Origin of the sequence: Bacillus sp. FSL H8-0547, from assembly GCA_038002745.1 — a bacterium.
Lineage (GTDB): Bacteria > Bacillota > Bacilli > Bacillales > Bacillaceae > Bacillus_P.
Genome location: JBBODD010000001.1, coordinates 2,221,306 through 2,243,002 on the forward strand (window position 1 = coordinate 2,221,306; position 21,697 = coordinate 2,243,002).

Annotated in this window: 19 protein-coding genes; 16 read left to right on the plus strand and 3 right to left on the minus strand. The window is 45.4% G+C overall.

Annotated elements, in window-relative coordinates; all coding sequences use genetic code 11:
- The first annotated feature begins 124 nt into the window (after positions 1-124).
- From secA to MHB63_10955, 11 genes are all read left to right on the plus strand, one after another.
- On the plus strand, positions 125-2,641 hold the full coding sequence (gene secA, locus MHB63_10905) for a preprotein translocase subunit SecA (GenBank protein ID MEK3807041.1): 2,517 nt from the start codon (positions 125-127) through the stop codon (positions 2,639-2,641).
- Between the two features lie 55 nt (positions 2,642-2,696).
- Positions 2,697-3,798 (plus strand): peptide chain release factor 2 gene (gene prfB / locus MHB63_10910; GenBank protein ID MEK3807042.1). Its coding sequence is split into 2 segments (ribosomal slippage): positions 2,697-2,768 and positions 2,770-3,798, totalling 1,101 coding nucleotides; the frame shifts between segments, so codons are not numbered across the junction.
- 666 nt (positions 3,799-4,464) lie between these two features.
- Positions 4,465-5,331, plus strand: a complete 867-nt coding sequence (locus MHB63_10915) for a YitT family protein (protein ID MEK3807043.1) — start codon at positions 4,465-4,467, stop codon at positions 5,329-5,331.
- A 53-nt stretch (positions 5,332-5,384) separates the two neighbouring features.
- Positions 5,385-5,714, plus strand: a complete 330-nt coding sequence (cccB, locus tag MHB63_10920) for a cytochrome c551 (protein MEK3807044.1) — start codon at positions 5,385-5,387, stop codon at positions 5,712-5,714.
- A gap of 409 nt (positions 5,715-6,123) precedes the next feature.
- Positions 6,124-6,810 (plus strand): cell division ATP-binding protein FtsE, encoded by a 687-nt coding sequence (ftsE, locus tag MHB63_10925; protein ID MEK3807045.1) that lies wholly within the window; start codon positions 6,124-6,126, stop codon positions 6,808-6,810.
- Entirely contained in the window at positions 6,803-7,693 is an 891-nt protein-coding gene (gene ftsX / locus MHB63_10930; GenBank protein ID MEK3807046.1) for a permease-like cell division protein FtsX, read from the plus strand. The genes ftsE and ftsX overlap by 8 nt, the downstream gene beginning before the upstream one ends.
- Positions 7,694-7,783: 90 nt before the next feature.
- The gene (locus MHB63_10935) at positions 7,784-9,139 is read left to right on the plus strand and encodes a peptidoglycan DD-metalloendopeptidase family protein (protein MEK3807047.1); all 1,356 of its coding nucleotides are present in this window, start codon (positions 7,784-7,786) and stop codon (positions 9,137-9,139) included.
- 154 nt (positions 9,140-9,293) lie between these two features.
- A complete protein-coding gene (locus tag MHB63_10940) occupies positions 9,294-10,760 on the plus strand; it encodes a S41 family peptidase (GenBank protein MEK3807048.1) in 1,467 nt (488 codons plus the stop codon).
- Between the two features lie 868 nt (positions 10,761-11,628).
- On the plus strand, positions 11,629-12,003 hold the full coding sequence (locus MHB63_10945) for a swarming motility protein SwrAA (protein MEK3807049.1): 375 nt from the start codon (positions 11,629-11,631) through the stop codon (positions 12,001-12,003).
- A gap of 88 nt (positions 12,004-12,091) precedes the next feature.
- On the plus strand, positions 12,092-13,270 hold the full coding sequence (locus MHB63_10950; protein MEK3807050.1) for a PDZ domain-containing protein: 1,179 nt from the start codon (positions 12,092-12,094) through the stop codon (positions 13,268-13,270).
- A 99-nt stretch (positions 13,271-13,369) separates the two neighbouring features.
- Positions 13,370-14,098, plus strand: coding sequence for a MerR family transcriptional regulator (locus MHB63_10955; GenBank protein ID MEK3807051.1), 729 nt, complete (start codon positions 13,370-13,372; stop codon positions 14,096-14,098).
- A 75-nt stretch (positions 14,099-14,173) separates the two neighbouring features.
- On the opposite strand, the gene MHB63_10960 is transcribed toward MHB63_10955, so the two are convergent.
- On the minus strand, positions 14,174-14,332 hold the full coding sequence (locus MHB63_10960) for a hypothetical protein (protein ID MEK3807052.1): 159 nt from the start codon (positions 14,330-14,332) through the stop codon (positions 14,174-14,176).
- Positions 14,333-14,473: 141 nt separating this feature from the next.
- On the opposite strand from MHB63_10960, the gene MHB63_10965 reads away from it, so the two are divergent.
- On the plus strand, positions 14,474-14,794 hold the full coding sequence (locus MHB63_10965) for a ribonuclease E inhibitor RraB (GenBank protein MEK3807053.1): 321 nt from the start codon (positions 14,474-14,476) through the stop codon (positions 14,792-14,794).
- A gap of 29 nt (positions 14,795-14,823) precedes the next feature.
- Here MHB63_10965 and cyoE read toward each other — a convergent pair whose 3' ends face one another.
- Both cyoE and MHB63_10975 read right to left on the minus strand, forming a co-directional pair.
- Complete coding sequence (gene cyoE, locus MHB63_10970; GenBank protein ID MEK3807054.1) at positions 14,824-15,738, minus strand: heme o synthase; 915 nt, start codon at positions 15,736-15,738, stop codon at positions 14,824-14,826.
- A gap of 373 nt (positions 15,739-16,111) precedes the next feature.
- Positions 16,112-17,089, minus strand: coding sequence for a zinc-binding dehydrogenase (locus tag MHB63_10975; protein ID MEK3807055.1), 978 nt, complete (start codon positions 17,087-17,089; stop codon positions 16,112-16,114).
- Positions 17,090-17,277: 188 nt separating this feature from the next.
- Between MHB63_10975 and MHB63_10980 the strand changes: the two genes are divergently transcribed.
- From MHB63_10980 to MHB63_10995, 4 genes are all read left to right on the plus strand, one after another.
- Complete coding sequence (locus MHB63_10980) at positions 17,278-17,976, plus strand: response regulator transcription factor (GenBank protein ID MEK3807056.1); 699 nt, start codon at positions 17,278-17,280, stop codon at positions 17,974-17,976.
- Entirely contained in the window at positions 17,973-19,373 is a 1,401-nt protein-coding gene (locus MHB63_10985; GenBank protein MEK3807057.1) for a HAMP domain-containing sensor histidine kinase, read from the plus strand. Before MHB63_10980 ends, MHB63_10985 begins: the two co-directional genes overlap by 4 nt.
- A 252-nt stretch (positions 19,374-19,625) precedes the next feature.
- Positions 19,626-21,215, plus strand: coding sequence for a peptide chain release factor 3 (locus MHB63_10990; protein MEK3807058.1), 1,590 nt, complete (start codon positions 19,626-19,628; stop codon positions 21,213-21,215).
- Between the two features lie 15 nt (positions 21,216-21,230).
- Positions 21,231-21,470, plus strand: coding sequence for a DUF2198 family protein (locus MHB63_10995; protein MEK3807059.1), 240 nt, complete (start codon positions 21,231-21,233; stop codon positions 21,468-21,470).
- The last annotated feature ends 227 nt before the right edge of the window (positions 21,471-21,697 follow it).

The following is a 21,697-nucleotide window of genomic DNA, read 5'->3' on the forward strand; positions in this document are numbered from 1 at the left end:
ACAGGATAAACTGTTGATATTATTTAATATATGGTAAAATAGAAGGTAGTTTTGCAGGACGGATGATTATCCTGCCTATGAATAGCTTCACGTATGGCACTTCACTAACAGAGGAGCGTTTAGAATGCTTGGAATCTTAAATAAGGTGTTTGATTTTAATAAACGTGCATTGAATAGATACGAAAAAATGGCGAATCAAATAGAATCTTTGGCAGGCGACATGGAGAGGCTTTCTGATGAAGAGCTGAAGGCTAAGACGCAGGAATTTAAAGAGCGCGTTGCCAAAGGCGAGAGTGCGGATGATCTTTTGACAGAGGCTTTTGCCGTTGTGCGCGAGGCTTCAAAGAGAGTGCTCGGACTTTATCCGTACCCGGTTCAGCTGATGGGGGGTATCGCTCTTCACGAAGGGAATATCTCCGAGATGAAAACAGGGGAAGGTAAAACACTGACTTCCACGATGCCTGTTTATTTGAATGCTCTTTCCGGAAAAGGCGTTCACGTTGTGACGGTCAATGAATACCTTGCGAGCCGTGATGCTGTTGAGATGGGCAAGCTGTATGAGTTTCTCGGCCTGACTGTCGGACTCAATTCAAACGGTCTTTCCAAAGAGGAAAAGCGTGCTGCCTATGCGTGCGATATTACGTATTCGACTAACAATGAGCTTGGCTTTGACTACCTGCGCGACAACATGGTTCTTTACAAAGAGCAGATGGTTCAGCGCCCGCTTCATTATGCGGTTATTGATGAAGTTGACTCCATCCTGATTGACGAGGCGCGTACGCCGTTGATCATTTCGGGGTCTGCTGCGAAATCCACGATGCTTTATGTACAGGCCAACGGCTTTGTCCGTTCATTGAAGCTCGATGAGGACTATACCTTCGATGAAAAAACAAAAGGGGTTCAGCTGACTGAAGACGGAATGTCTAAAGCAGAGAAAGCCTTTAATATTGAAAACCTGTTCGATTTAACACATGTGTCTCTCAACCATCATATTAATATGGCATTAAGAGCCCACGTTGTGATGCACAATGACGTTGATTACGTTGTTGAAGACGGCAATGTTGTCATCGTCGACCAATTTACAGGCCGCTTAATGAAAGGCCGCCGCTACAGTGATGGTCTTCACCAGGCAATCGAGGCGAAAGAGGGCCTTGAGATTCAGAACGAGAGCATGACGCTTGCAACGATTACATTCCAGAACTACTTCCGCATGTACGAAAAGCTTTCCGGTATGACAGGTACAGCGAAGACGGAGGAAGAGGAGTTCCGCAACATTTACAACATGCAGGTTGTGGCGATTCCGACAAACCGTGATGTTGTGCGTGATGACCGCGCAGATCTTGTGTACCGTTCTATGGAAGGCAAGTTCAAAGCCGTTGTTGACGATGTAACGACGCGTTACTTTGCCGGCCAGCCGGTTCTTGTCGGTACGGTTGCGGTAGAAACGTCTGAGCTTATTTCAAGACTCCTAAAGAAAAAAGGCGTTCCGCATAACGTGCTGAATGCGAAAAACCATGAAAGAGAAGCGGAAATCATTGAGAATGCCGGCCATCAGGGTTCGGTAACGATCGCGACAAACATGGCGGGCCGCGGTACAGACATCAAGCTTGGACCTGGTGTAAGAGAGCTTGGCGGTTTGGCTGTTATCGGAACAGAACGCCATGAATCACGACGCATCGATAACCAGCTTCGCGGACGTTCCGGCCGTCAGGGAGACCCTGGTGTGACTCAGTTTTACCTTTCTATGGAAGATGAACTGATGAGACGCTTCGGATCTGAGAACATGATGGCGATGATGGACCGTCTCGGCATGGATGATTCACAGCCGATTCAGAGTAAAATTGTTACGAAAGCTGTTGAATCTGCGCAAAAACGCGTAGAGGGCAACAACTTTGATGCCCGTAAACAGCTTCTGCAATACGATGACGTTCTTCGCCAGCAGCGTGAAGTTATTTACAAGCAGCGCTTTGACGTGATTGACTCTGAAAATCTGCGCGGGATTGTTGAAAGCATGGTCACTTCAACAGTTGAACGTGTGGTTGCGATGTACACGCCTAGGGAAGAGCTTCCGGAGGACTGGAACCTTGAAGGGCTGATTGACTACCTGAATGCCAACCTTCTTGAAGAAGGCACATTCACAGTGAACGACTTTAAAGGAAAAGAATCCGAAGAGATCTCAGAGCTTGTGCTTGAGAAAACGAAAGCCCGCTACAATGAAAAAGAAGAGGCATTCGGAGAAGAGCAGATGCGCGAGTTTGAAAAGGTCATCCTTCTTCGTGCGGTTGATACGAAATGGATGGATCACATTGATGCCATGGATCAGCTGCGCCAGGGTATTCACCTTCGTGCCTACGGCCAGACAGATCCTCTCCGCGAGTATCAGATGGAAGGCTTCGCGATGTTTGAAAGCATGATTGCATCGATTGAAGAGGATGCTGCAAAATACATCATGAAAGCAGAAATCAGAAACAACCTTCAGCGCGAGGAAGTCGCAAAAGGCCAGCAGGCGGTTCACCCGAAAGAGGGAGACGAGGCGCCAAAGAAAAAGCCTGTTAAAAAGCAGATGGAAATCGGCCGCAACGACGCATGTGTATGCGGAAGCGGAAAGAAATACAAAAACTGCTGCGGCAGCGGAAAATAATTTTTCAAAGAGGGGCACTTTGCCTCTCTTTACCCCATTTTAGAGGAGAATGAATATGGAACTTGCAGAAATTCGAAACGAACTTGAAAAAATGGCTAAGAAATTAGCGGCTTTCAGGGGGTCTCTTTGACCTCGACCGCAAACAGGCTCGCATTCAGGAGCTAGATGAAATGATGTCCCACCCGAACTTCTGGGACAGTCAGAATGAAGCACAAACCGTAATAAACGAAAGCAATATGCTGAAAGAGGCAGTTGTTCAGTTCACAGAAATGAGCGAAACGCATGAAAACCTTGAAATCACGCATGAACTTTTAAAAGAAGAGCCTGACGCCGATCTTCATGCGGAGCTTGAAAGTGAAATTGCCGAGCTGACTGAAGCGATGAGCAACTATGAACTTCAGCTTCTGTTAAGTGAACCTCATGACAAAAACAACGCCATCCTGGAGCTTCACCCGGGAGCAGGCGGAACAGAATCCCAGGACTGGGGTTCAATGCTTCTCCGCATGTACACGCGCTGGGGCGAAAAGAAGGGCTTCAAAGTGGAAACTCTTGACTACCTTCCAGGTGATGAAGCGGGAATCAAAAGCGTCACGCTTCTTTTCAAAGGCCACAACGCCTACGGCTACTTGAAAGCGGAAAAAGGGGTTCACCGTCTTGTCCGCATTTCGCCGTTCGATTCATCCGGCCGCCGCCATACGTCATTCGTATCATGCGAAGTGATGCCTGAGTTTAACGATGAAATTGAGATTGATATCCGAACAGAGGACCTCAAAGTCGACACATACCGTGCAAGCGGCGCCGGCGGACAGCACATCAACACGACGGATTCCGCCGTCCGTATCACGCATTTGCCGACCAATACGGTCGTATCGTGCCAAACAGAGCGCTCCCAGATCAAAAACCGCGAGCGCGCCATGAAAATGCTTCAAGCGAAGCTTTACCAGCTCAAGCTTGACGAGCAGCAGGCCGAGCTTGATGAGATCCGCGGCGAACAAAAGGAAATCGGCTGGGGCTCCCAGATCCGCTCCTACGTATTCCACCCGTACTCTCTTGTCAAAGACCACCGCACAAGCACCGAGAGCGGAAACGTACAGGGAGTCATGGACGGAGACCTCGATCCGTTTATCGATGCGTATCTGCGTTCAAAACTTTCATAAGAAAAATGAGGCAGCTGTCCCTGTAGGGGCGGCTGTTTTTTTGTGGACTTTGATGTCTTAAAAATGGGGTGAAGTGTAATATGGGTTAGTAAAAGGACGAAATGGTACCTTATAAATGGGGTGAGGCGGAATATGAGGTAGCAAAAAGATGAGATGCTGCCTTATAAATCGGAGTGAGCGGAATATAAGGCACCAAAATGGAAAAATAGTACCTTATAAATCAGAGTGAGCAGAATATAGGGCTGCATTTCACCCACCCCGGAGCCACCCTGGTCCGATTCGCGAACACCTATTCCTATTTCAAATCAGGACATGTGAGTTACTACCGACAATCCGGCAAACACAACCGACTTCACCCAATTTACAACCAACAATCCATGCGTTACAACCAACTTTCCCAGTTTTACGTCTAACACCCTTTTATCACATAAGACACTTCTTTTTATCTAAATTTTTCTATTTATCAGTGGGTTTACGATCCTCCTGTGCAAGTCAGCTAAATCATGGACTTGTACGAGACTAAATTCCACCCGCAATGCTAAAACTAACATAACCGCTTTACCTCTTTAGCACGTTATCCCGCTGTTATTTACAGCTGAATCAGACGGGTGCTATACTCTGTAAGGTTATGTCAAAAATATGTGTGATTCAGATGGAGGATGCAGGATGTTTCAGCGTAAACGCACTCGTACATATAATCCTATGCTTGAAAAAGTGACGTCGTATTTATTTATTCTGCTTGGTTCTGGAATCGTTGCCATTGCTTTTAATCTCTTCCTGCTGCCGAACCGGATTGCTTCAGGCGGAGTGAGCGGGATCAGTACAATTACAGATGCTTTATTTGGTTTTGAGCCTGCGTATGTGCAGTGGGCTTTTAATATTCCCCTGTTTGCGGCAGGTGTGCTGCTGCTTGGGAAACAGTTCGGCTTAAAAACGCTGGTTGGAACGATCTTTTTGCCATCTGTTGTTTTTTTGACAAAGGATGTTGCGCCCGCGACGACAGATCCGCTGCTCGGTGCAATCTTCGGTGGAATTGGAGTAGGTCTCGGTCTTGGCCTTGTTTTTAGAGGGAAAGCTTCTACAGGGGGAACGGATCTGGCTGCTCAGATTATCCACAAGTTTACGGGACTTTCTCTTGGGACGTGTGTTGCTTTAATTGACGGGCTGATTGTTCTGACCGCTGCGGTGGTCTTCGATATTGAACTTGGGCTTTACGCTCTTGTTGCTCTTTATGTCACAAGTAAAACGATTGATGTCGTTCAGGTGGGACTGGGGCGTTCGAAGATGACGATGATCATTACAAATCAGGAGGAAGAGGTCAGAAAGGCGATTCTGAGCGAAATCGACAGGGGAGTGACAAAGCTGTCGGCATTCGGAGGCTACACAGACAGCGAGCGGCCGATCCTGATGTGCGTGGTGGATCAGACAGAATTCACGAAATTGAAACAACTCGTAAAAAGCATTGATACGTCTGCGTTTGTGGTCGTTATGGATGCTTCTGATGTGCTCGGGGAAGGTTTCAAGCGGGCCTAGTTAGGATATAATAAATGTGTGTTTTACATCCTTATTTGGGGAGGATTTCGGCGATGAAATCAAAAGTACTTGCCCTTCTTTTCGGAACATCTTTAGTCCTTGCTGCATGCGGCGGAGGAGATAACGCAGGAGAAGAGCCAAAAGATTCGGGCTCAAAAGATACAGCGAATGCTGAAGAGATTGTTCAGCAGAACTGCATCAGCTGCCACGGTCAAAATCTTGAAGGCGGCGGGGCCGCACCAAGTCTTGCAAATGTCGGCTCAAAATATGACAAAGAAAAAATTGAAAGCATCATTAATAACGGCCAGGGCGGCATGCCTGGAGGTCTTATTAACGAAACAGATGCAGCTGTCGTAGCTGAATGGCTTGCGCAAAAGAAATAACTTCAAAAGAAGCCAGCCGGCAGCATCGGCTGGTTTTGCTGTTTAAAAGGCATGACATAACCGGCCGCATCCTATTATCCGGTTCTTCCTCCGAAAGTCAGAAATGATTTCCACTTATTTATTCCCAAAAAAAGATTGTCTTTTTAGTCAGAAAGTTCTAAAATTTACATTAAAGCGCTATCAGTCGACATTTCTTTAGACCTGGTTTTCATTTCCTTTGACAATTTACGACACTGAAATGAAACTGTAATATTTTTAAGTCTATTTTTGCCGAACTTTGATGGTATAATGACTTTTGTGGGTAAATCTTATTAATATATGAAAATTATGGTTACATACTTAAATTTAGCTTAAATCAGGCCATTCCACCACGTTATCTACAAAATAAACAGCTTTGGGTGATAAAAATATGATCGAAATGACAGACGTTTATAAAACGTATTCTAACGGCGTTCTCGCCATTAATGGAATAAATGTAAAAATAGATCAGGGCGAATTTGTTTATGTTGTTGGTCCGAGCGGTGCAGGCAAATCGACATTTATAAAAATGATGTACCGTGAGGAAAAGCCGACAGACGGCAAAATCCTGATCAACGGAGTCAATCTTGCAAAACTAAGAGAAAAAAAAGTTCCTCAATTAAGAAGAAGCATCGGCGTTGTTTTCCAGGACTTCAAGCTTTTGCCGAAGCTTACAGTCTATGAAAATATTGCATTTGCTCTTGAGGTAATCGGCGAGCAGCCGAGAGTCATCAAAAAGAAAGTGCTTGATGTACTTGATCTTGTTCAGCTTAAGCATAAAGCCAGGTCTTTTCCAAACGAACTTTCAGGCGGAGAACAGCAGCGGGTATCGATTGCAAGATCGATTATCAACAATCCAGGTGTAGTCATTGCTGATGAGCCGACAGGAAACCTTGATCCTGATACATCGTGGGAGATTATGAACATTTTTGAGGAAATCAACAACAGAGGAACTACTGTTGTGATGGCCACTCACAACCGGGAAATTGTTAACACCATGAAAAAACGAGTCATCGCGATCGAAGGCGGAAAGATTGTGCGTGACGAGGCTAGAGGGGAGTATGGGATTTATGATTAGAACCCTTGGGCGTCACTTCAGAGAAACTATGAAAAGCTTAACCCGCAACGCCTGGATGACCTTTGCGTCGGTCAGTGCCGTTACGGTCACTTTAATCCTTGTAGGAACGTTCTTGGTCATTATGATGAACTTAAACAACTTTGCTACAAAGGTTGAAGAGGATGTAGAGATCAGGGTGCTGGTTGATGTGACAAGCACACCTGAACAGCAGAAAGAGCTCAGAAACAGGGTGGATAATCTGAGCGGGATTGCATCCGTAGAACTTTCACCGAAAGAAAAAGAACTGGATAACCTGATCAGCAGCATGGGCGAACAAGGTAAATCGTATCAGCTGTTTGAACAGAACAATCCGCTGAATGACGTCATTGTCGTTAAAACAGAGAATCCGCGAGACACTCCTCAAATCGCAAAGGAAATTGAGAGCTTTGACGGAGCATACAGGGTTCTTTACGGAAAAGAAGAAGTTAAAAGACTTTTTGATTTCGTTGAAATTTCAAGAAACATCGGTATTGCGCTGATTATCGGACTTGTCTTTACGGCGATGTTCCTTATCTCGAATACTATTAAAATCACAATCTTTGCCAGAAGGCATGAGATTGAAATTATGAAACTCGTAGGCGCAACCAACTGGTTTATCCGCTGGCCGTTCTTCTTAGAAGGCCTGATGCTTGGAGTAATGGGAGCCATCATCCCTGTTATCCTTGTACTGTCCACTTACAACTATTTATATACATGGGTCGAACCAAAGGTCGCAGGTTCATTTGTTCAATTCCTGCCGTTCAGTCCGTTTGCCTTCCAGGTGTCAGCTATTCTGATCCTGATCGGTGCACTGATCGGTGTATGGGGAAGCTTAATGTCTGTCCGCAAGTTCTTGAGAGTATAAACAAGCAGTCTTTAAGGATTGCTTGTTTTCTCTGGATGACGTGAAATTCAGAGAATGATAGAGAGATAAGATAAAGGGAGGAACTAGAGAGTGAGAAAGAAATTACTGGCACTTGGGCTGGCGGCTTTGGTTGGGACAAGCTCCGTTATTATACCTGTTACCCAAGAAAAAGCTTACGCAAACGCAGAATTAGAAAAGAAGAAATCAGAACTCCAAACTGAGCGTTCTGGAGTAGATTCAAATATAAAAGAAAAACAGGGCGAGCTTTCTGAGCTTAAAAGCAAAGAAGAAAAGCTGAACGCAGACATTGAAAAGCTTGATAAGCAAACAGCGGAGACGAACGAAAAAATCCGTGAACGCCAGGCTGAAATTGAAGAAGCAAAGAAAAAGATCCAGGAACTGAAGGTTCAAATTCAGGAAGTAAAAGCACGCATTGCAGAACGCAATGAGCTTTTGAAAGACCGCGTCCGTTCCCTTCAGGAAACAGGCGGAGTAGTGAGCTATTTGGATGTGCTGCTCGGTGCTCAGGATTTCGGTGATCTTGTTACACGCGTAAGTGCAGTAACACAAATCGTCGATGCTGATAAAGAAATCATTAAAGCACATGAAGAGGATAAAAAACTTCTTGAGCAAAGTGAAGCAGAACTAAGCAGCGAACTCCAGAATCTGGAAACGGCTTTAATTGAGCTTGAATCCTTAAAGCAGCAGCTTAAAAAACAGGCAGCAGAAAAGAATAAATTAATTGAGCAAGTGAAAGCTCAGCATAAATCAACTGAAGCAGCAATTTACGAGCTTGAAGACGAAGCAGCCTTCCTGAAAGAGCAGGAAGCAGCGATCGCTAAAGAAATTGAGCGTCAAAAACAAGAAGCTGAGCGCAAACGCCGTGAAGCAGCAGAAGCGGCGGCAGCAGAAAGAGCAAGACAGGAAGCAGCAGCTCAAGCAGCAGCGGCCAAAGCATCAGCACCTAAGAAGTCATCATCATCAGGCAGCTCTTCCGGAAGTTCGTCGCAAGCTCCAGCTCCAGCACCTGCTGAGCCGGCACCGGCACCAGCTGTCACAGGCGGCAAGTTCATGTGGCCTGCACAAGGTACATTTACATCAGGATACGGCCATAGATGGGGCAAACTGCATGCAGGTATTGACATTGCCAACCGTTCAGCGAACGTTCCTGTAGTTGCATCAGCAGCCGGAACAGTTATCCGTTCATACTACTCAAGCAGCTACGGAAATGCAGTCTTTATCACGCATAACATCGACGGCAAGACGTATACAACTGTATACGCTCACTTAGATGCACGTCACGTAAGTGCAGGACAGTCTGTAAGCAAAGGGCAGCAGCTAGGGTATTTGGGCAACACTGGACGTTCAACAGGTCCGCATCTTCACTTTGAAATTCATGAAGGCGCATGGAAAAACCCAGTTAACCCAATGAAGTACCTTCAATAAGAATGAAAACTCCTAAAACACAGCGTTTTAGGAGTTTTTTTGACTTTTTTTCTTAGAGATTGCCTTGTCCTACATGATTGATCCATAATTTACATATACTAGCTGTACTGGTATCTACATAACCAACCGTCAAGCCTATCGAAGGAGGAACAAGATGAAGCAGAAAATGACAGCCATACTGATGGCTCTTTCCATGGTCCTGGGTGCAGGGGGCATGTACACCGGCATCCAGTTTTACGAGCATGACAAGCAGCAGGATGCAGCCGCAAAAGAGCTTTCCGTTCCTGCCGTTACGGATGTTTTAAAGGAAGAGCGCGCACAGGAAACAGAAGGACTTGAGAAGGTAAAACAGGCATATGAGCTGATTTCGAGCAAGTATGTTGAGGAAGTAGATGAGGAACAGCTGCTCGAAGGTGCCATTCAGGGAATGCTTTCTACGCTGAATGACCCTTATTCGGTTTATATGGATAAACAAACGGCCAAGCAATTTTCGGACAGCCTTGATTCTTCTTTTGAAGGAATCGGCGCTGAAGTTGGAATGGATGGCGGGAAAATCATCATTGTTTCCCCGTTTAAGAATTCACCGGCTGAAAAGGCGGGTCTCCAGCCGAATGATGAGATTGTTTCAATTGACGGTGAATCAACAGTCGGCAGTGATTTAAACGATACGGTGTTAAAGATCCGCGGGAAAAAAGGGACTACGGTTAAAATTGAGGTCATGCGAGCAGGCTCAAAGGAAAAACTGAGCTTTGATGTCACGCGTGATGAAATTCCGATTGAGACAGTGTTTAGCTCTATTAAACAGCAGGGCGAGAAGAAAATCGGTTATCTTGAAATCACCTCTTTTTCAGAAGAGACAGCAGAGGACTTTACGGAAGAACTGGCCAAGCTTGAAGATCAGAACATAAAGGGCCTTGTTCTCGACGTGCGCGGCAATCCGGGAGGGTACCTCCAAAGTGTTGAAGAGATATTAAAGCAATTTGTCACGAAGGACCAGCCGTACATTCAAATTGAAGAGCGGAACGGAGAAAAGAAACGTTATTTCTCTAATCTGCGCGAGAAAAAAGATTATCCTGTTGCCGTGCTGATTGATAAAGGAAGTGCTTCTGCATCGGAAATTCTGGCTGGAGCCCTTAAAGAAGCGGGCAACTATGACATTATCGGCGAAACCTCCTTCGGGAAGGGAACCGTCCAGCAGGCAGTACCGATGGGAGACGGCAGCAACATTAAATTGACCCTTTACAAATGGCTTACTCCGGAAGGAAACTGGATTCATAAAAAAGGAGTTGCGCCGACAGTCAAAGTTGCTCAGCCGAAGCATCTGACATCTCCGCCAATTCAGCTTGAAAAGCCGCTTGCCCTTGATATGAATGACGAACAAATCAAGGTAGCACAAGTACTGCTGAAAGGGCTAGGGTATGACACTGGAAGAGAAGACGGCTATTACGGCAAGAAAATGGCCGATGCTGTAAAGTCGTTCCAGAAAAAACACAACCTTAAACAGTCAGGAACCATTGATATCGCAACAGAAAATGAGATCAATGAGCAAATCTCCAAACAGCGTACAGACGGGAAACACGATAACCAGCTCAACAAAGCACTTGAAGTTATGTCGAAATAATAGGTTGTTTCTATAGCCTTGCAGCGAATTAGTGGAACCGTTCTTTAGACGGAGATATTAAATGTGAAAAACCCACTAAGTGCTGACCGCAGTTGAGATTTTTACCTTCGTGCCGTGTTCTTACCTTCCTTTTTAAGCAGGCCATGTTTGTCCTTGTTTTCTAAATTTAAACTTAAAGCACCAGTGGACTGCAGCGGAAGGCACTTGACTCCTGCGGGATGAAGAGGGCACGGAAGATCCCGCAAGCGCAGCGAGGAAGCTTCCGGCGCTCCCCGCGGAAAGCAAGTGACTGGAGCGAAAGGGAACGGGTACGATTTGGAATCTACAGTGATCACAAAAAACAGCCTGCCATTAAAAAGAAAGGAGAATGGGTTCACTTCTTTTTTAGCTTGAAAAGGATTTCTTCTCTCTGGTTAGCCATCAAGGAAAGTACTTGATAGGAGGCTCCCGGCGTTCCTAACGGAAAGCAAGCGCCTGTAGCGGAAAGAAACGTATACTATAACTGAATATGATTGAGAGAAGAGGAGCCAGCTGCAAAATTGCAGCTGGCTTCTTTTTGGATAAAAATAACATAATATCTACATTTAGGACGATTTACTAACTTTCTAATGAAAAAACGACGGAAAAAAGCGGGAATTTCCGTATTTTTATAATTAGTACAGACTTTTCGGGCACATAAAAATGAATCTTTAGCTAGTTGAATAGTTCGATATTTCGTTTTACGATGGAAGTACTGTTCTACAACACACTAAATACGAACGGCTCTTTTCGTGCCCCTTTGTTGCATGATAATCAAAAACGTTTTGGTTATAAAGGAAAAGAGCACTTATGCTTCCTAAATCACGTAAACAAAGAGCGAAAACAGCCTATGGAAAGATGGGGAGATCAATTGAAAAAAAGGGCAAGTGTGATGAGAGAACAAACGTATAGGCAGTTAACAGAGGAATTTAAGATGAGACTGCAAACGGCGAACTCCTCTCATGCAAAGGTCAGCAAATGGGTACAGCTGTTCTGCATGTACCTTGCTAATTACACCGACGTCAAGCATCTTCAGGAAGTGAACAAGTCTTGCGTCGAAGACTACTTTAACTATTTGACGGAAAACTACAGGCGTCTTTCGTTAAACCTCACGGATATAAAACGTTCAATGCAGCTGATTGAAGAAGTGCTGGAAATAAAAGTGGACGACTCCCTCCTTGATTTTTCCCTTTCGAATCTGCATTTGTGGAGCAAATTAAAGTAAACTTTGCTCTCGCAGGATACTCAATGCCATTTTTATCTGATAAAATAGCAGTAGAGTCAGACGAAAGGATATAAGGTGGTGACAGGATTTGCTTGAGAACTGGCTGCTTGAATTTCTATTTGCAATGGGAAGGTTTTTTATTCATCCTCTCGTTTATTTTTTCCTTATTTACAGTCTTGTGCTTGGATACATCCGCGTAAAGCGTGAGCGAAGATCCTTTCACACAAGAATTCAAGATCTTTACGAAGAAGTTCGGTTTACATATTCAAAAGGGCTGCTTACAGGTTTGGTCCTTTCAGCGGCAGCGCTGGCGTTTGGCTTTGGTATGCCGTCCGGTGCTGTCATCGTACTTGGAGCAGTAACTTTACTCTTGGCATTAACGATGCAGCTCAGATTTCTTTCTCCTGCCTATACGCTTGGACTTACTATGTTCGCGGTGCTCATTCTAATGAACACTGGGATATTATCAGGAAGGCTTGCGCTTGAGGGGACAAGCTTTGCGGTTCTTGCGCTGCTTATGGGATTTTTCCTCATCGCTGAGGGATCTCTGGCATTTAAGACAGGGCACGTGAAGACATCCCCGTTTCTGTTGAAGAGCAGCAGGGGTCTTCCGATCGGCAATCATGTTGCCAACCGTACATGGCTTGTACCGCTGCTTCTGCTTGTTCCTGGCGGTACACTGACAGAAAGCCTGCCATGGTGGCCTGTTGTCATAATCGGAAATGAGCCGTTCATGCTTTTGTTTATTCCTTATATCATCGGATTTCATCAGCGTGTCCAAGGCTCTCTTCCAAAAGAAAGCATTATGGTCACATCAAAACGCATCATTTGGCTTGGTATAGGTATTACTGCCATCGCTGCAGCGAGTATTTGGATTACTCCGCTTGCGTTTGCAGCTGCGATCCTTGCGATTGCCGGCAGAGAGTTCCTGACTGTCCGCCAGCGCATGAACGACAACTCAGCGGCTTTCTATTTCTCAAAGCGCGACCAGGGACTGATGGTGCTTGGCATTCTGCCCAATTCACCCGCGGTCAAGCTCCAGCTTGAGGTCGGCGAGATTATTATGAAAACGAACGGCACGCCTGTTAAAACAGTCGATGAGTTTTATCAGGCCCTGCAGATCAACGGGGCATTCTGCAAGATGGAAGTCATCGGCCACAACGGAGAAATCCGCTTTGTTCAGGGTGCCATCTATAAAGGCGAACACCACGAACTTGGCATCCTGTTTGTTCAGGACGATAAGAAGTGGGGAATAGAAGCGGTTTAAGACTTTAGCGAAATGCTAAAGTCTTTTTTTTTTTTAAAAGTCTATTGACCCTCACGCAGCGTCATACTTTAAAGTAACTAGTGAAGGGAGGCTCACAGCATGAAAGTAAAAGAAGTGACCGATTTAACTGGAATCAGTGTGCGCACGCTGCATCATTACGATGAGATCGGACTCTTAGTGCCTGACGAGGTAACAGAGTCCGGGTACCGGATCTATTCCAGTGAAAATCTTGAAACGCTGCAGCAGATCTTGTTTTTTAAAGAGCTCGGTTTCCCTTTGAAGAAAATCCATGAGATTATCAGCAGTCCGACATTTGACAGAAGAGAAGCTCTGGAGCTTCACCGCAGAATGCTGCTCGAGAAGCGGAAGCGGCTGGATCAGATGATTGAGACGGTTGAAAAAACGATACAGCATACGAAAGGAGAAATTGAGATGTCACAAAAAGAAAAATTCGAAGGCTTTGACTTCAGCCATAATCCGTATGAGGAGGAGGCACGCAAGCTTTACGGGGATAAAGCGGTTGATGAGGCGAATCAAAAAGCAGCAGGGATGACTCAAGATATGCAGGATAGATTTAACGGTCTCTACAGAAGGCTCGCAGATGTGCGCCACATGGATCCGAATTCAAAGGAGGCACAGGAAGCAATCGGTGAGTGGTATACTCTGTTAAACGAATTTGGCAGCTATTCGCTTGATGCATTCAAGGGCCTTGGCCAGTTGTATATTGACGACGAGCGGTTTACTAAGAACATCGACCAGTTCGGTGAAGGTCTTGCCGTTTTCATGCGGGATGCCATGGCAGTTTACGCAGATTCTCATAAAAAGTAAAAGAGGGGCGGCGGTTCTTGATAGAGCCGCCGCTGTTTTGCTTAATAATAAAAACAGCCGAAAAATCCGGCTGCCTCAAAAGCAAATTTTAAATAGCCCAAAGTCCGCGCATACTTTTTTCCGCTGAACCTTAGAATAGGATTGAAGGGCATCGTCAGTTCTCATCTTATTAAGCTGTGCTTCCTTTTCGAGTTTATGAAGTTCTTCCATGACATAAAAATCGTGGTTATTCATTTTTTACCGCCTCCTTAAGTTACTTTCATTATATGGGAGCCGGCGTGAAAAACCGATTCGGCATCGGACTGAACTTTTCTCGGTCTTTAGGAGGGGAATGCTTTATAATGGATAAAGACTTGAGTAGCAGGAGGAATAAGAATGAAGTTTCCAAAAGATGAGGACGGCAAGATCCTGAGCATGCTTTACAGGGAAGGGCTGAATTTTAAAAAGCCTCACAATGTTGATTTTTATGTAGCTGTGCCAGATGAGAAGAACGGGGAAGCGATGATCAAGGCGCTTGCTGATAATGGTTATAAGTTCATGATGGAATATGATGATGATGTGGAAGAGTGGACATGCTTCGGTTCCATTAAAATGCATTTGAAGCACAACGAAATTACGGCCGTGCAGAAAAAGCTCGATGCGATTGTAAAGCCGCTTGGGGGATACGCGGACGGCTGGGGTGTTATGACGGAATAGAAAAAGCCAGCCTGAGCGGCTGGCTTTTCTTATAGGAAAGAAACAATAATAAGCATAGTGAAAATAATCGTCAGATGATTCAGCGAGAAGATGAACATCATCGTCGCCCATTTGTAGTCGTCCATTTTCTTATAGCCTGCAAGGCCTGCGATCATCCATGCAAGAGTCAGGGCGAACATTGAGAACGCAACGACTTTGCTGAAGGACAGGAACAGGAATGACGCTGCAAGCAGGGCGATTAAATAAACGATTGTTTGAACTTTGGCGCGCGGTGTTCCTTTCACGACCGGAAGCATTGGAACGCCTGCGTTTTTGTAGTCATCAAAGCGTCTGATGGCAATCGCGTAAAAATGCGGAGGCTGCCATAAAAACATAAGAACGAACAGGCCGAAAGCTGCTGGATGAAACAGGTCAGGCGAGATGGCTGCCCAGCCGATCAGCGGAGCAATGGCACCTGATAAGCTTCCCACTTCCGTGTTGTAGATCGTTTTGCGTTTCGTCCACATTGTGTAGGGTACTAAATAAAGAAAGAGACCAAGTACACCGATAAAGGCTGTCAGCGGCGAAATAAGATACAGGAATACTGCCCCGCTGATGGATAGGGCAATTCCGAGCCAGAGCGCAAACTTAGGATGAATGGACCCTGTAACGGTCGGTCTTTCCATCGTGCGCTGCATAAGAGAGTCAATGTCTCTGTCATAGTAGTTATTGATTGCGCCTGCTCCGCCTACAACGGCTGCTGTTCCAAGCAGGGCAAGAATCACCACTAAAATGTTGTCTACAAAATTTACGTTATATACGGACAGTGCCACAGAAAGACCTGCGAACATGCCGAGAAGGTTTGATTTTACGATGCCGTCTTTGACGATGGCTTTAAGATTGCTCCAGGAAAAGATGCTTTTTATAGAAAGAGAATCTTCTACGATAACTTCTGAACTTTTCATCACAATTCTCCTTTTCAAGTGTTAAAAACTATAAATACAAGCGCGCAGCAATAGTCTGCCTGCAGAATCTGACCAGACACATGCGCTTTTTATGATGCAAAAACTCTTACCTAACTTAACTAATTATCTACTATCTTAACAGGTATTTGAACTGGAAAGTAATAGACGGATAGATTTGACAAAAAGATGTCGCATCTTTGTGAACATTTTCTATACGTTATTGAACTTTTCTGATAATAACGCTGCAAAAAGGCACTCTCTCCATTATGGTGTCTGATGCAATCCCGGGTCAATCCTCAAAACCTGAAATGAGCATATTGCCTGTCCGGAGCAAAAAGAAAGACCGGGCTCAAAAACCCGGTCTTTCTGATTATCAAATTTTAGCAACAATTTTTCCTTTTACATGGCGCTCTGATAACTGAACAAGTGCATGCGGCACTTCTTCAAGCGGGATAACCTGCTCAAGCAGGGAGTTCAGCTGTCTTTCGGCAAGCAGAAGCAACATGTCATCACCCATTGCCGCCAAATCTTTTTGCTGCTCAAGGTTGTCGGACTGGTGAACAGCGCCAAGAGCGATTTCATGATACGAAATAGCTTTGGTAAATGGTTTAACTTTTGTAAAATCAGGTGCGCCTGCGATGTAGGCAATCCGGCCGTTGAAGGCGAGGCAGTCAAGGGACTCCGTTGCGTTCACTCGGCTTACTGTATCAAGGACAGCATCGACCCCGTTTCCGCCGGTCAGATTCATGATTTCAGCTGTAACGTCTGTTTTGTTGTAGTCAATCGCATAGTCAGCTCCAAGAGATTTCACGAACTCATGATTGGAGGCAGATGCCGTTGTATAGACAGTCAGACCTGAACGTTTCGCCATCTGGACGGCAAATCCTCCTACCCCTCCTGCTCCTCCATGGATCAGAATGGATTCGCCTTCTGTGATGCGGAGTTTTCTGTAAAGAGCCTGATAGGCTGTGTAGCCTGCAGTCGGAAGAGCTGCTGCATCTTCAAACGAGACGGATTCCGGAATGATGGATACTGTGTGGGCAGTTGTCACAGCATATTCTGCAAATCCGCCCTTTTTCGTCAGGTTGCCGTGGTAAACGACGCGGTCTCCGATTTTTAGATGCTCAACGCCTTCGCCAGTTTCCTCCACGATGCCGGCTGCATCAAGGCCGAGAATATGAGGATAGCTCCAAAGCGGATTGCCGCCTGCTGCTGTTTTATAATCAACCGGATTCAGTCCGACTGCTTTCACTTTAATGAGAATTTCGCCTCTGCCGGGCGACGGCTTTTCACTTTCACCGACCTGCATGTCTTTCCATTCGCCTTTTCCTTGAAGCAATAATGCTTTCATATGTAGAACACTCCTCTGAGTTTTGTAGACAAGAACTTTGACCATTATAGGAGAATGGCGATTTGTTTTCAAATGAAGTGCCTCCGTGCGTTTCCATACTGAAAATGGCGACAATCTATAAAATACTTGCGAAATGACAAAATTCACATTATGTTGAATAGAAAGTGATTCAAGTGGAAGGTGAAAAGATGAAGGTTCTAGTAATAGAAGATAATCAGAGCGTCAGCGAGATGCTTGAGATGTTTTTTTCAAAAGAAGGCATTAAGGGTGCTTTTATAAAAGATGGCCTTGAAGGCTACAAAGCGTATAAGCAGGAAGACTGGGACGTGCTGATCATCGACTGGATGCTGCCGGGGATGGACGGGGTTTCTCTCTGCCGAAAGATCAGGGAGGAAGGGGGAACAGTTCCAATTATTATGCTGACGGCGAAAGACAGTGAATCAGATCAGGTTCTCGGCCTTGAAATGGGGGCAGACGATTATGTAACGAAGCCGTTCAGTCCGCTTGCACTGATGGCACGGATTAAAGCTGTATCAAGGAGACACGCAGCCGCGAGGACGCCTAAAGAAGATACAGATTGCTTAGAAACAGCTTACTTTAACATTAATAAGCAGACACGAGAGGTTCTTCTTGATAACGGAAAAATTGAAAACCTTACCCCAAAAGAATTTGAACTTCTCTGCTATTTTGCAGAGCATCCGCGCCAGGTTTTCACGCGCGAGCAGCTGCTTGAACGGGTATGGGGCTACCAGTTCTACGGAGATGAACGGACTGTTGATGTCCATATTAAGCGGCTCCGCGCAAAGCTCGGCACGAAGGCGCGTCCTTTTTTCCATACGGTCTGGGGAGTCGGCTATAAGTTTGATGAAGCGGTCGGGTCCGAATGAGAATTAAATATCTCTACCAGCTGTTCCTAAGCCACATCAGCATTCTGATCATCGCATTTATGATATTAAGCCTGGTTGTTGCACAATATGCGGAGTCCTTTGTTTATGAAAATAAGGTGGAGGAGCTTGAGCAGTTCGGGAACAGAATTCTTGCAGACGTAAAAAACAACAGGGGCGAGAGGGCGCTTAGAGAATATGAACATGTATTGAGTGCACGCGGCATCCGGTTCAGCCTTTTCGATGATAAAGGAATGATTTTTTATCCATACTCCGGAAATGCGCCAAGATTTCAGCCGACAGACGAGGAATGGGAAAATCTGAAATCCGGTGAACGGATTGTCGTCAAACATGAAATCAAACGGTTTGACCAGGAGGTATCGCTCGTTGCCCTTCCGTATATAGAGAACGGCTCGCTCTCGGGAGGGATTCTGCTTGTGTCTCCAATTAAAGGATCCCGCGCGACAATTAGTGAGATCAACAGGTACCTGCTCTACACAATCCTAATTTCGCTCTCTGTTTCCTTGCTGCTCAGCTGGATTCTATCAAGTCTCCACGTAAAGAGAATTCAGCGGATCCGAAACGCATCGTCTATGATCGCTGAGGGGAAATATGACATCTCCGTGCCAACTTCTACAATCGACGAGATTGGCGAACTGGCCAATGATTTCAACATTATGGCCGGCCAGCTGAAAAAATCAAATGAAGAAATCGAGAGTTTAGAGAACCGCCGGAGAAAATTTATGGCGGATGTCTCACATGAGCTGAGGACGCCGCTCACGACAATCAGCGGTGTGATTGAAGGTTTGAAAAACAACATGATTCAGGAAGAGGAAAAAGAGCGGGGACTGCAGCTTGTGAGTCAGGAGACGAAACGGCTGATAAGGCTCGTCAATGAAAATCTGGATTATGAAAAAATCCGCTCAAACCAGGTGAAGCTTTTTAAAGAAAAGATTAAGCTGATTGAGGTTTTTGAAATCATAAAAGAACATTTGGAGCTGCAGGCAGAAGATAAAAACGTCCGGCTGGATATTGCTGCAGATGAAGATACAGAGATCTATGCCGATTATGACCGGCTCATTCAGATTCTGATCAACATTACGAAAAACAGTATTCAGTTTACAGAGAGCGGGACCGTTTGCCTTATAGGGAAAAAGGGGTATAAGGAAACCATTATTGTGATCGAGGACACAGGAATCGGCATGGATCCTGAGGAAGTGGAATCCATCTGGCAGCGGTTCTACAAAGCGGATATGTCACGCACAGGCCATCAATTTGGTGAGTTCGGCCTTGGCCTCTCCATTGTAAAGCAGCTTGTCCTCATGCATAACGGAGAAATTCAGATCAGCAGCGAAAAGAACCAGGGAACGACTTTCATCCTCAAATTTCCAGAGAAGTAGAGAGCGCTGTTCATACTTTGTTCATACTTCTCTGGTAAACTAATCACAAATATGGCTGAAATAAAGGAAAGGGGAAGAGATTTATGAAAAAGAAAGATACGGTCTTCATTCTTGTAGGCGCTGTCATTATGGCTGCGGTCAATGTTCTTTTCTTCACAGCTCCTGTGTAAAAGAAAGTACGGGCTGAAATTGTTCTATTGCTCTAAATGTGATATATTTCAAACGAAGTAAACTTTGTGAGGGTAATCATATATGAGCATAGATAACGAAATTTCAAAGAGACGGACGTTTGCCATCATCTCCCATCCGGATGCCGGTAAAACAACGTTAACAGAAAAACTCCTGTACTTCGGGAAAGTGATTCGCGAAGCAGGAACAGTAAAAGGGAAGAAGACCGGCAAATTTGCCGCTTCCGACTGGATGGAAATTGAGAAAAAACGCGGCATTTCCGTTACATCAAGTGTAATGAGTTTTCCTTACCATGACTTCCACGTTAATATCCTTGATACTCCTGGACACGAAGATTTCAGTGAGGACACCTACCGCACACTGACGGCAGTTGACAGCGTCGTGATGATTATTGACTCCACTAAAGGGGTTGAGCCTCAGACGATCAAGCTGTTTAAAGTCTGCCGCATGAGAGGCATTCCTATTTTCACCTTTATCAACAAACTTGACCGTGAAGGAAAAGATCCGCTTGAGCTTCTGTCTGAAATTGAAGAAGTGCTCGGCATCGAATCCTATCCAATGAACTGGCCGGTTGGAATGGGCAAGCGGTTCCTTGGAATTATTGACCGCGAGCAGCACACAGTCGTTCAGTTTAAAGGAAACGAGCAGGAGGAAATCATTCCTGCAGATGAAGTGGAAGGCAGCGAAATCGGCAGCCATCCGACATACCTTGAAACGCTTGATGAGCTTGAGCTGCTTGAAGAAGCAGGAAACCAGTTCGACACTGACCGTGTGAAGCGCGGAGAACTGACGCCTGTATTCTTCGGAAGCGCACTTGCAAACTTCGGCGTTAAATCGTTCTTTGACGTGTTTCTTCAGTATGCGGTTCCGCCGCAGCCGAGAAGAACAAATCAGGGCTTTATTTCTCCTGAAACTGAAGAATTTTCAGGCTACATCTTTAAAATCCAGGCCAACATGAACCCGGCTCACCGCGACAGAATCGCCTTCCTTCGCGTGTGTTCCGGCCGCTTTGAGCGCGGAATGAGTGTTCAGCTAAGCAGAACGAACAAAACGCTGAAGTTGAATCAGACCCAGGTATTTATGGCCAAAGACAGAGAAACTGTTGATGAAGCGTTCGCGGGCGATATCATTGGTATCTATGACCCGAACGTCTATCAGATCGGGGATACGCTGACAGCCGGTAAGGAAGGCTATCAGTATGATGAGCTTCCGCAGTTCCCGCCTGAAATGTTCAAAAAAGTGCGCGTGAAAAACGTCATGAAAGCAAAGCAGTTCCGCAAAGGAATTGAACAGCTTGTTCAGGAAGGCGCCATTCAGTACTTCCGCCAGGATTCTACCGACGACATTATTCTCGGTGCAGTCGGACAGCTTCAATATGAAGTGTTCGAATACCGCATGAGAGCGGAATATAACGTCGAAATCGAATTCGTGCCGATGGGTGACCGCATTCCAAGATGGATCGGCAACGACAAGTTCGAAAAGCGCTTCTTCGATTCAAGAAGCCTTCTTGTCCGCGACCGCAACGACCAGTATGCCGTTCTGTTTGAAAACGAATTTACCTTCAGGCATTTCAGTGAAAACCATAAAGACATTCAGCTGATCGATCTTCTGCAGGAAAATGACTATCAAAGCTATTCGGCTACAGATAAATAAGCGGGGGCTGATCGCATGTTACTGAAAGCAGCTCTGGCTCTCGTCCTGCCGTTTGTCATTCTCACACTGTTTGCCCGTGTGACGTATAATCACTACGTGGCAGCGGTGCTGACAATCGCCCTGCTTGCTGCAGCCTACACAAAAGGCTACATGGATTCCTGGATTCTCATCGCTCTTGATGCGGTGTCGGTAATTGCAGGATTTATGTACGCAGCTAAAATGGCCAAAAGGACGAGAAATGAAAAAACCAATTAGAACCTGTTCCCGGTGGGAGCAGGTTTTTTGTTTTGTCTAAAACAGCCTTCCGGTTTACCGTCCGTCCTAAAAAGGTATTGAAATAAGAAACACAAGCATTTAAATAGCTTTTTCAGGCGATAATGATAAAATCAAACCAAAATGTCGAAAGAAAAATACGAACTATCGTTCGTATTTTTAGTGTTTTTCTCTGCGATTATGGTAAAATATGAATACTGATTACATAC

Excerpts from the sequence above, each read along its gene's own strand:
- secA (MEK3807041.1), top strand. The coding sequence starts at position 125 with ATGCTTGGAATCTTAAATAAGGTGTTTGATTTTAATAAACGTGCATTG.
- MHB63_10915 (MEK3807043.1), top strand. The coding sequence starts at position 4,465 with ATGTTTCAGCGTAAACGCACTCGTACATATAATCCTATGCTTGAAAAA.
- cccB (MEK3807044.1), top strand. The coding sequence starts at position 5,385 with ATGAAATCAAAAGTACTTGCCCTTCTTTTCGGAACATCTTTAGTCCTT.
- ftsE (MEK3807045.1), top strand. The coding sequence starts at position 6,124 with ATGATCGAAATGACAGACGTTTATAAAACGTATTCTAACGGCGTTCTC.
- ftsX (MEK3807046.1), top strand. The coding sequence starts at position 6,803 with ATGATTAGAACCCTTGGGCGTCACTTCAGAGAAACTATGAAAAGCTTA.
- MHB63_10940 (MEK3807048.1), top strand. The coding sequence starts at position 9,294 with ATGAAGCAGAAAATGACAGCCATACTGATGGCTCTTTCCATGGTCCTG.
- MHB63_10945 (MEK3807049.1), top strand. The coding sequence starts at position 11,629 with ATGGAAAGATGGGGAGATCAATTGAAAAAAAGGGCAAGTGTGATGAGA.
- MHB63_10955 (MEK3807051.1), top strand. The coding sequence starts at position 13,370 with ATGAAAGTAAAAGAAGTGACCGATTTAACTGGAATCAGTGTGCGCACG.
- MHB63_10960 (MEK3807052.1), bottom strand. The coding sequence starts at position 14,332 with ATGAATAACCACGATTTTTATGTCATGGAAGAACTTCATAAACTCGAA.
- MHB63_10965 (MEK3807053.1), top strand. The coding sequence starts at position 14,474 with ATGAAGTTTCCAAAAGATGAGGACGGCAAGATCCTGAGCATGCTTTAC.
- cyoE (MEK3807054.1), bottom strand. The coding sequence starts at position 15,738 with ATGAAAAGTTCAGAAGTTATCGTAGAAGATTCTCTTTCTATAAAAAGC.
- MHB63_10975 (MEK3807055.1), bottom strand. The coding sequence starts at position 17,089 with ATGAAAGCATTATTGCTTCAAGGAAAAGGCGAATGGAAAGACATGCAG.
- MHB63_10980 (MEK3807056.1), top strand. The coding sequence starts at position 17,278 with ATGAAGGTTCTAGTAATAGAAGATAATCAGAGCGTCAGCGAGATGCTT.
- MHB63_10985 (MEK3807057.1), top strand. The coding sequence starts at position 17,973 with ATGAGAATTAAATATCTCTACCAGCTGTTCCTAAGCCACATCAGCATT.
- MHB63_10990 (MEK3807058.1), top strand. The coding sequence starts at position 19,626 with ATGAGCATAGATAACGAAATTTCAAAGAGACGGACGTTTGCCATCATC.
- MHB63_10995 (MEK3807059.1), top strand. The coding sequence starts at position 21,231 with ATGTTACTGAAAGCAGCTCTGGCTCTCGTCCTGCCGTTTGTCATTCTC.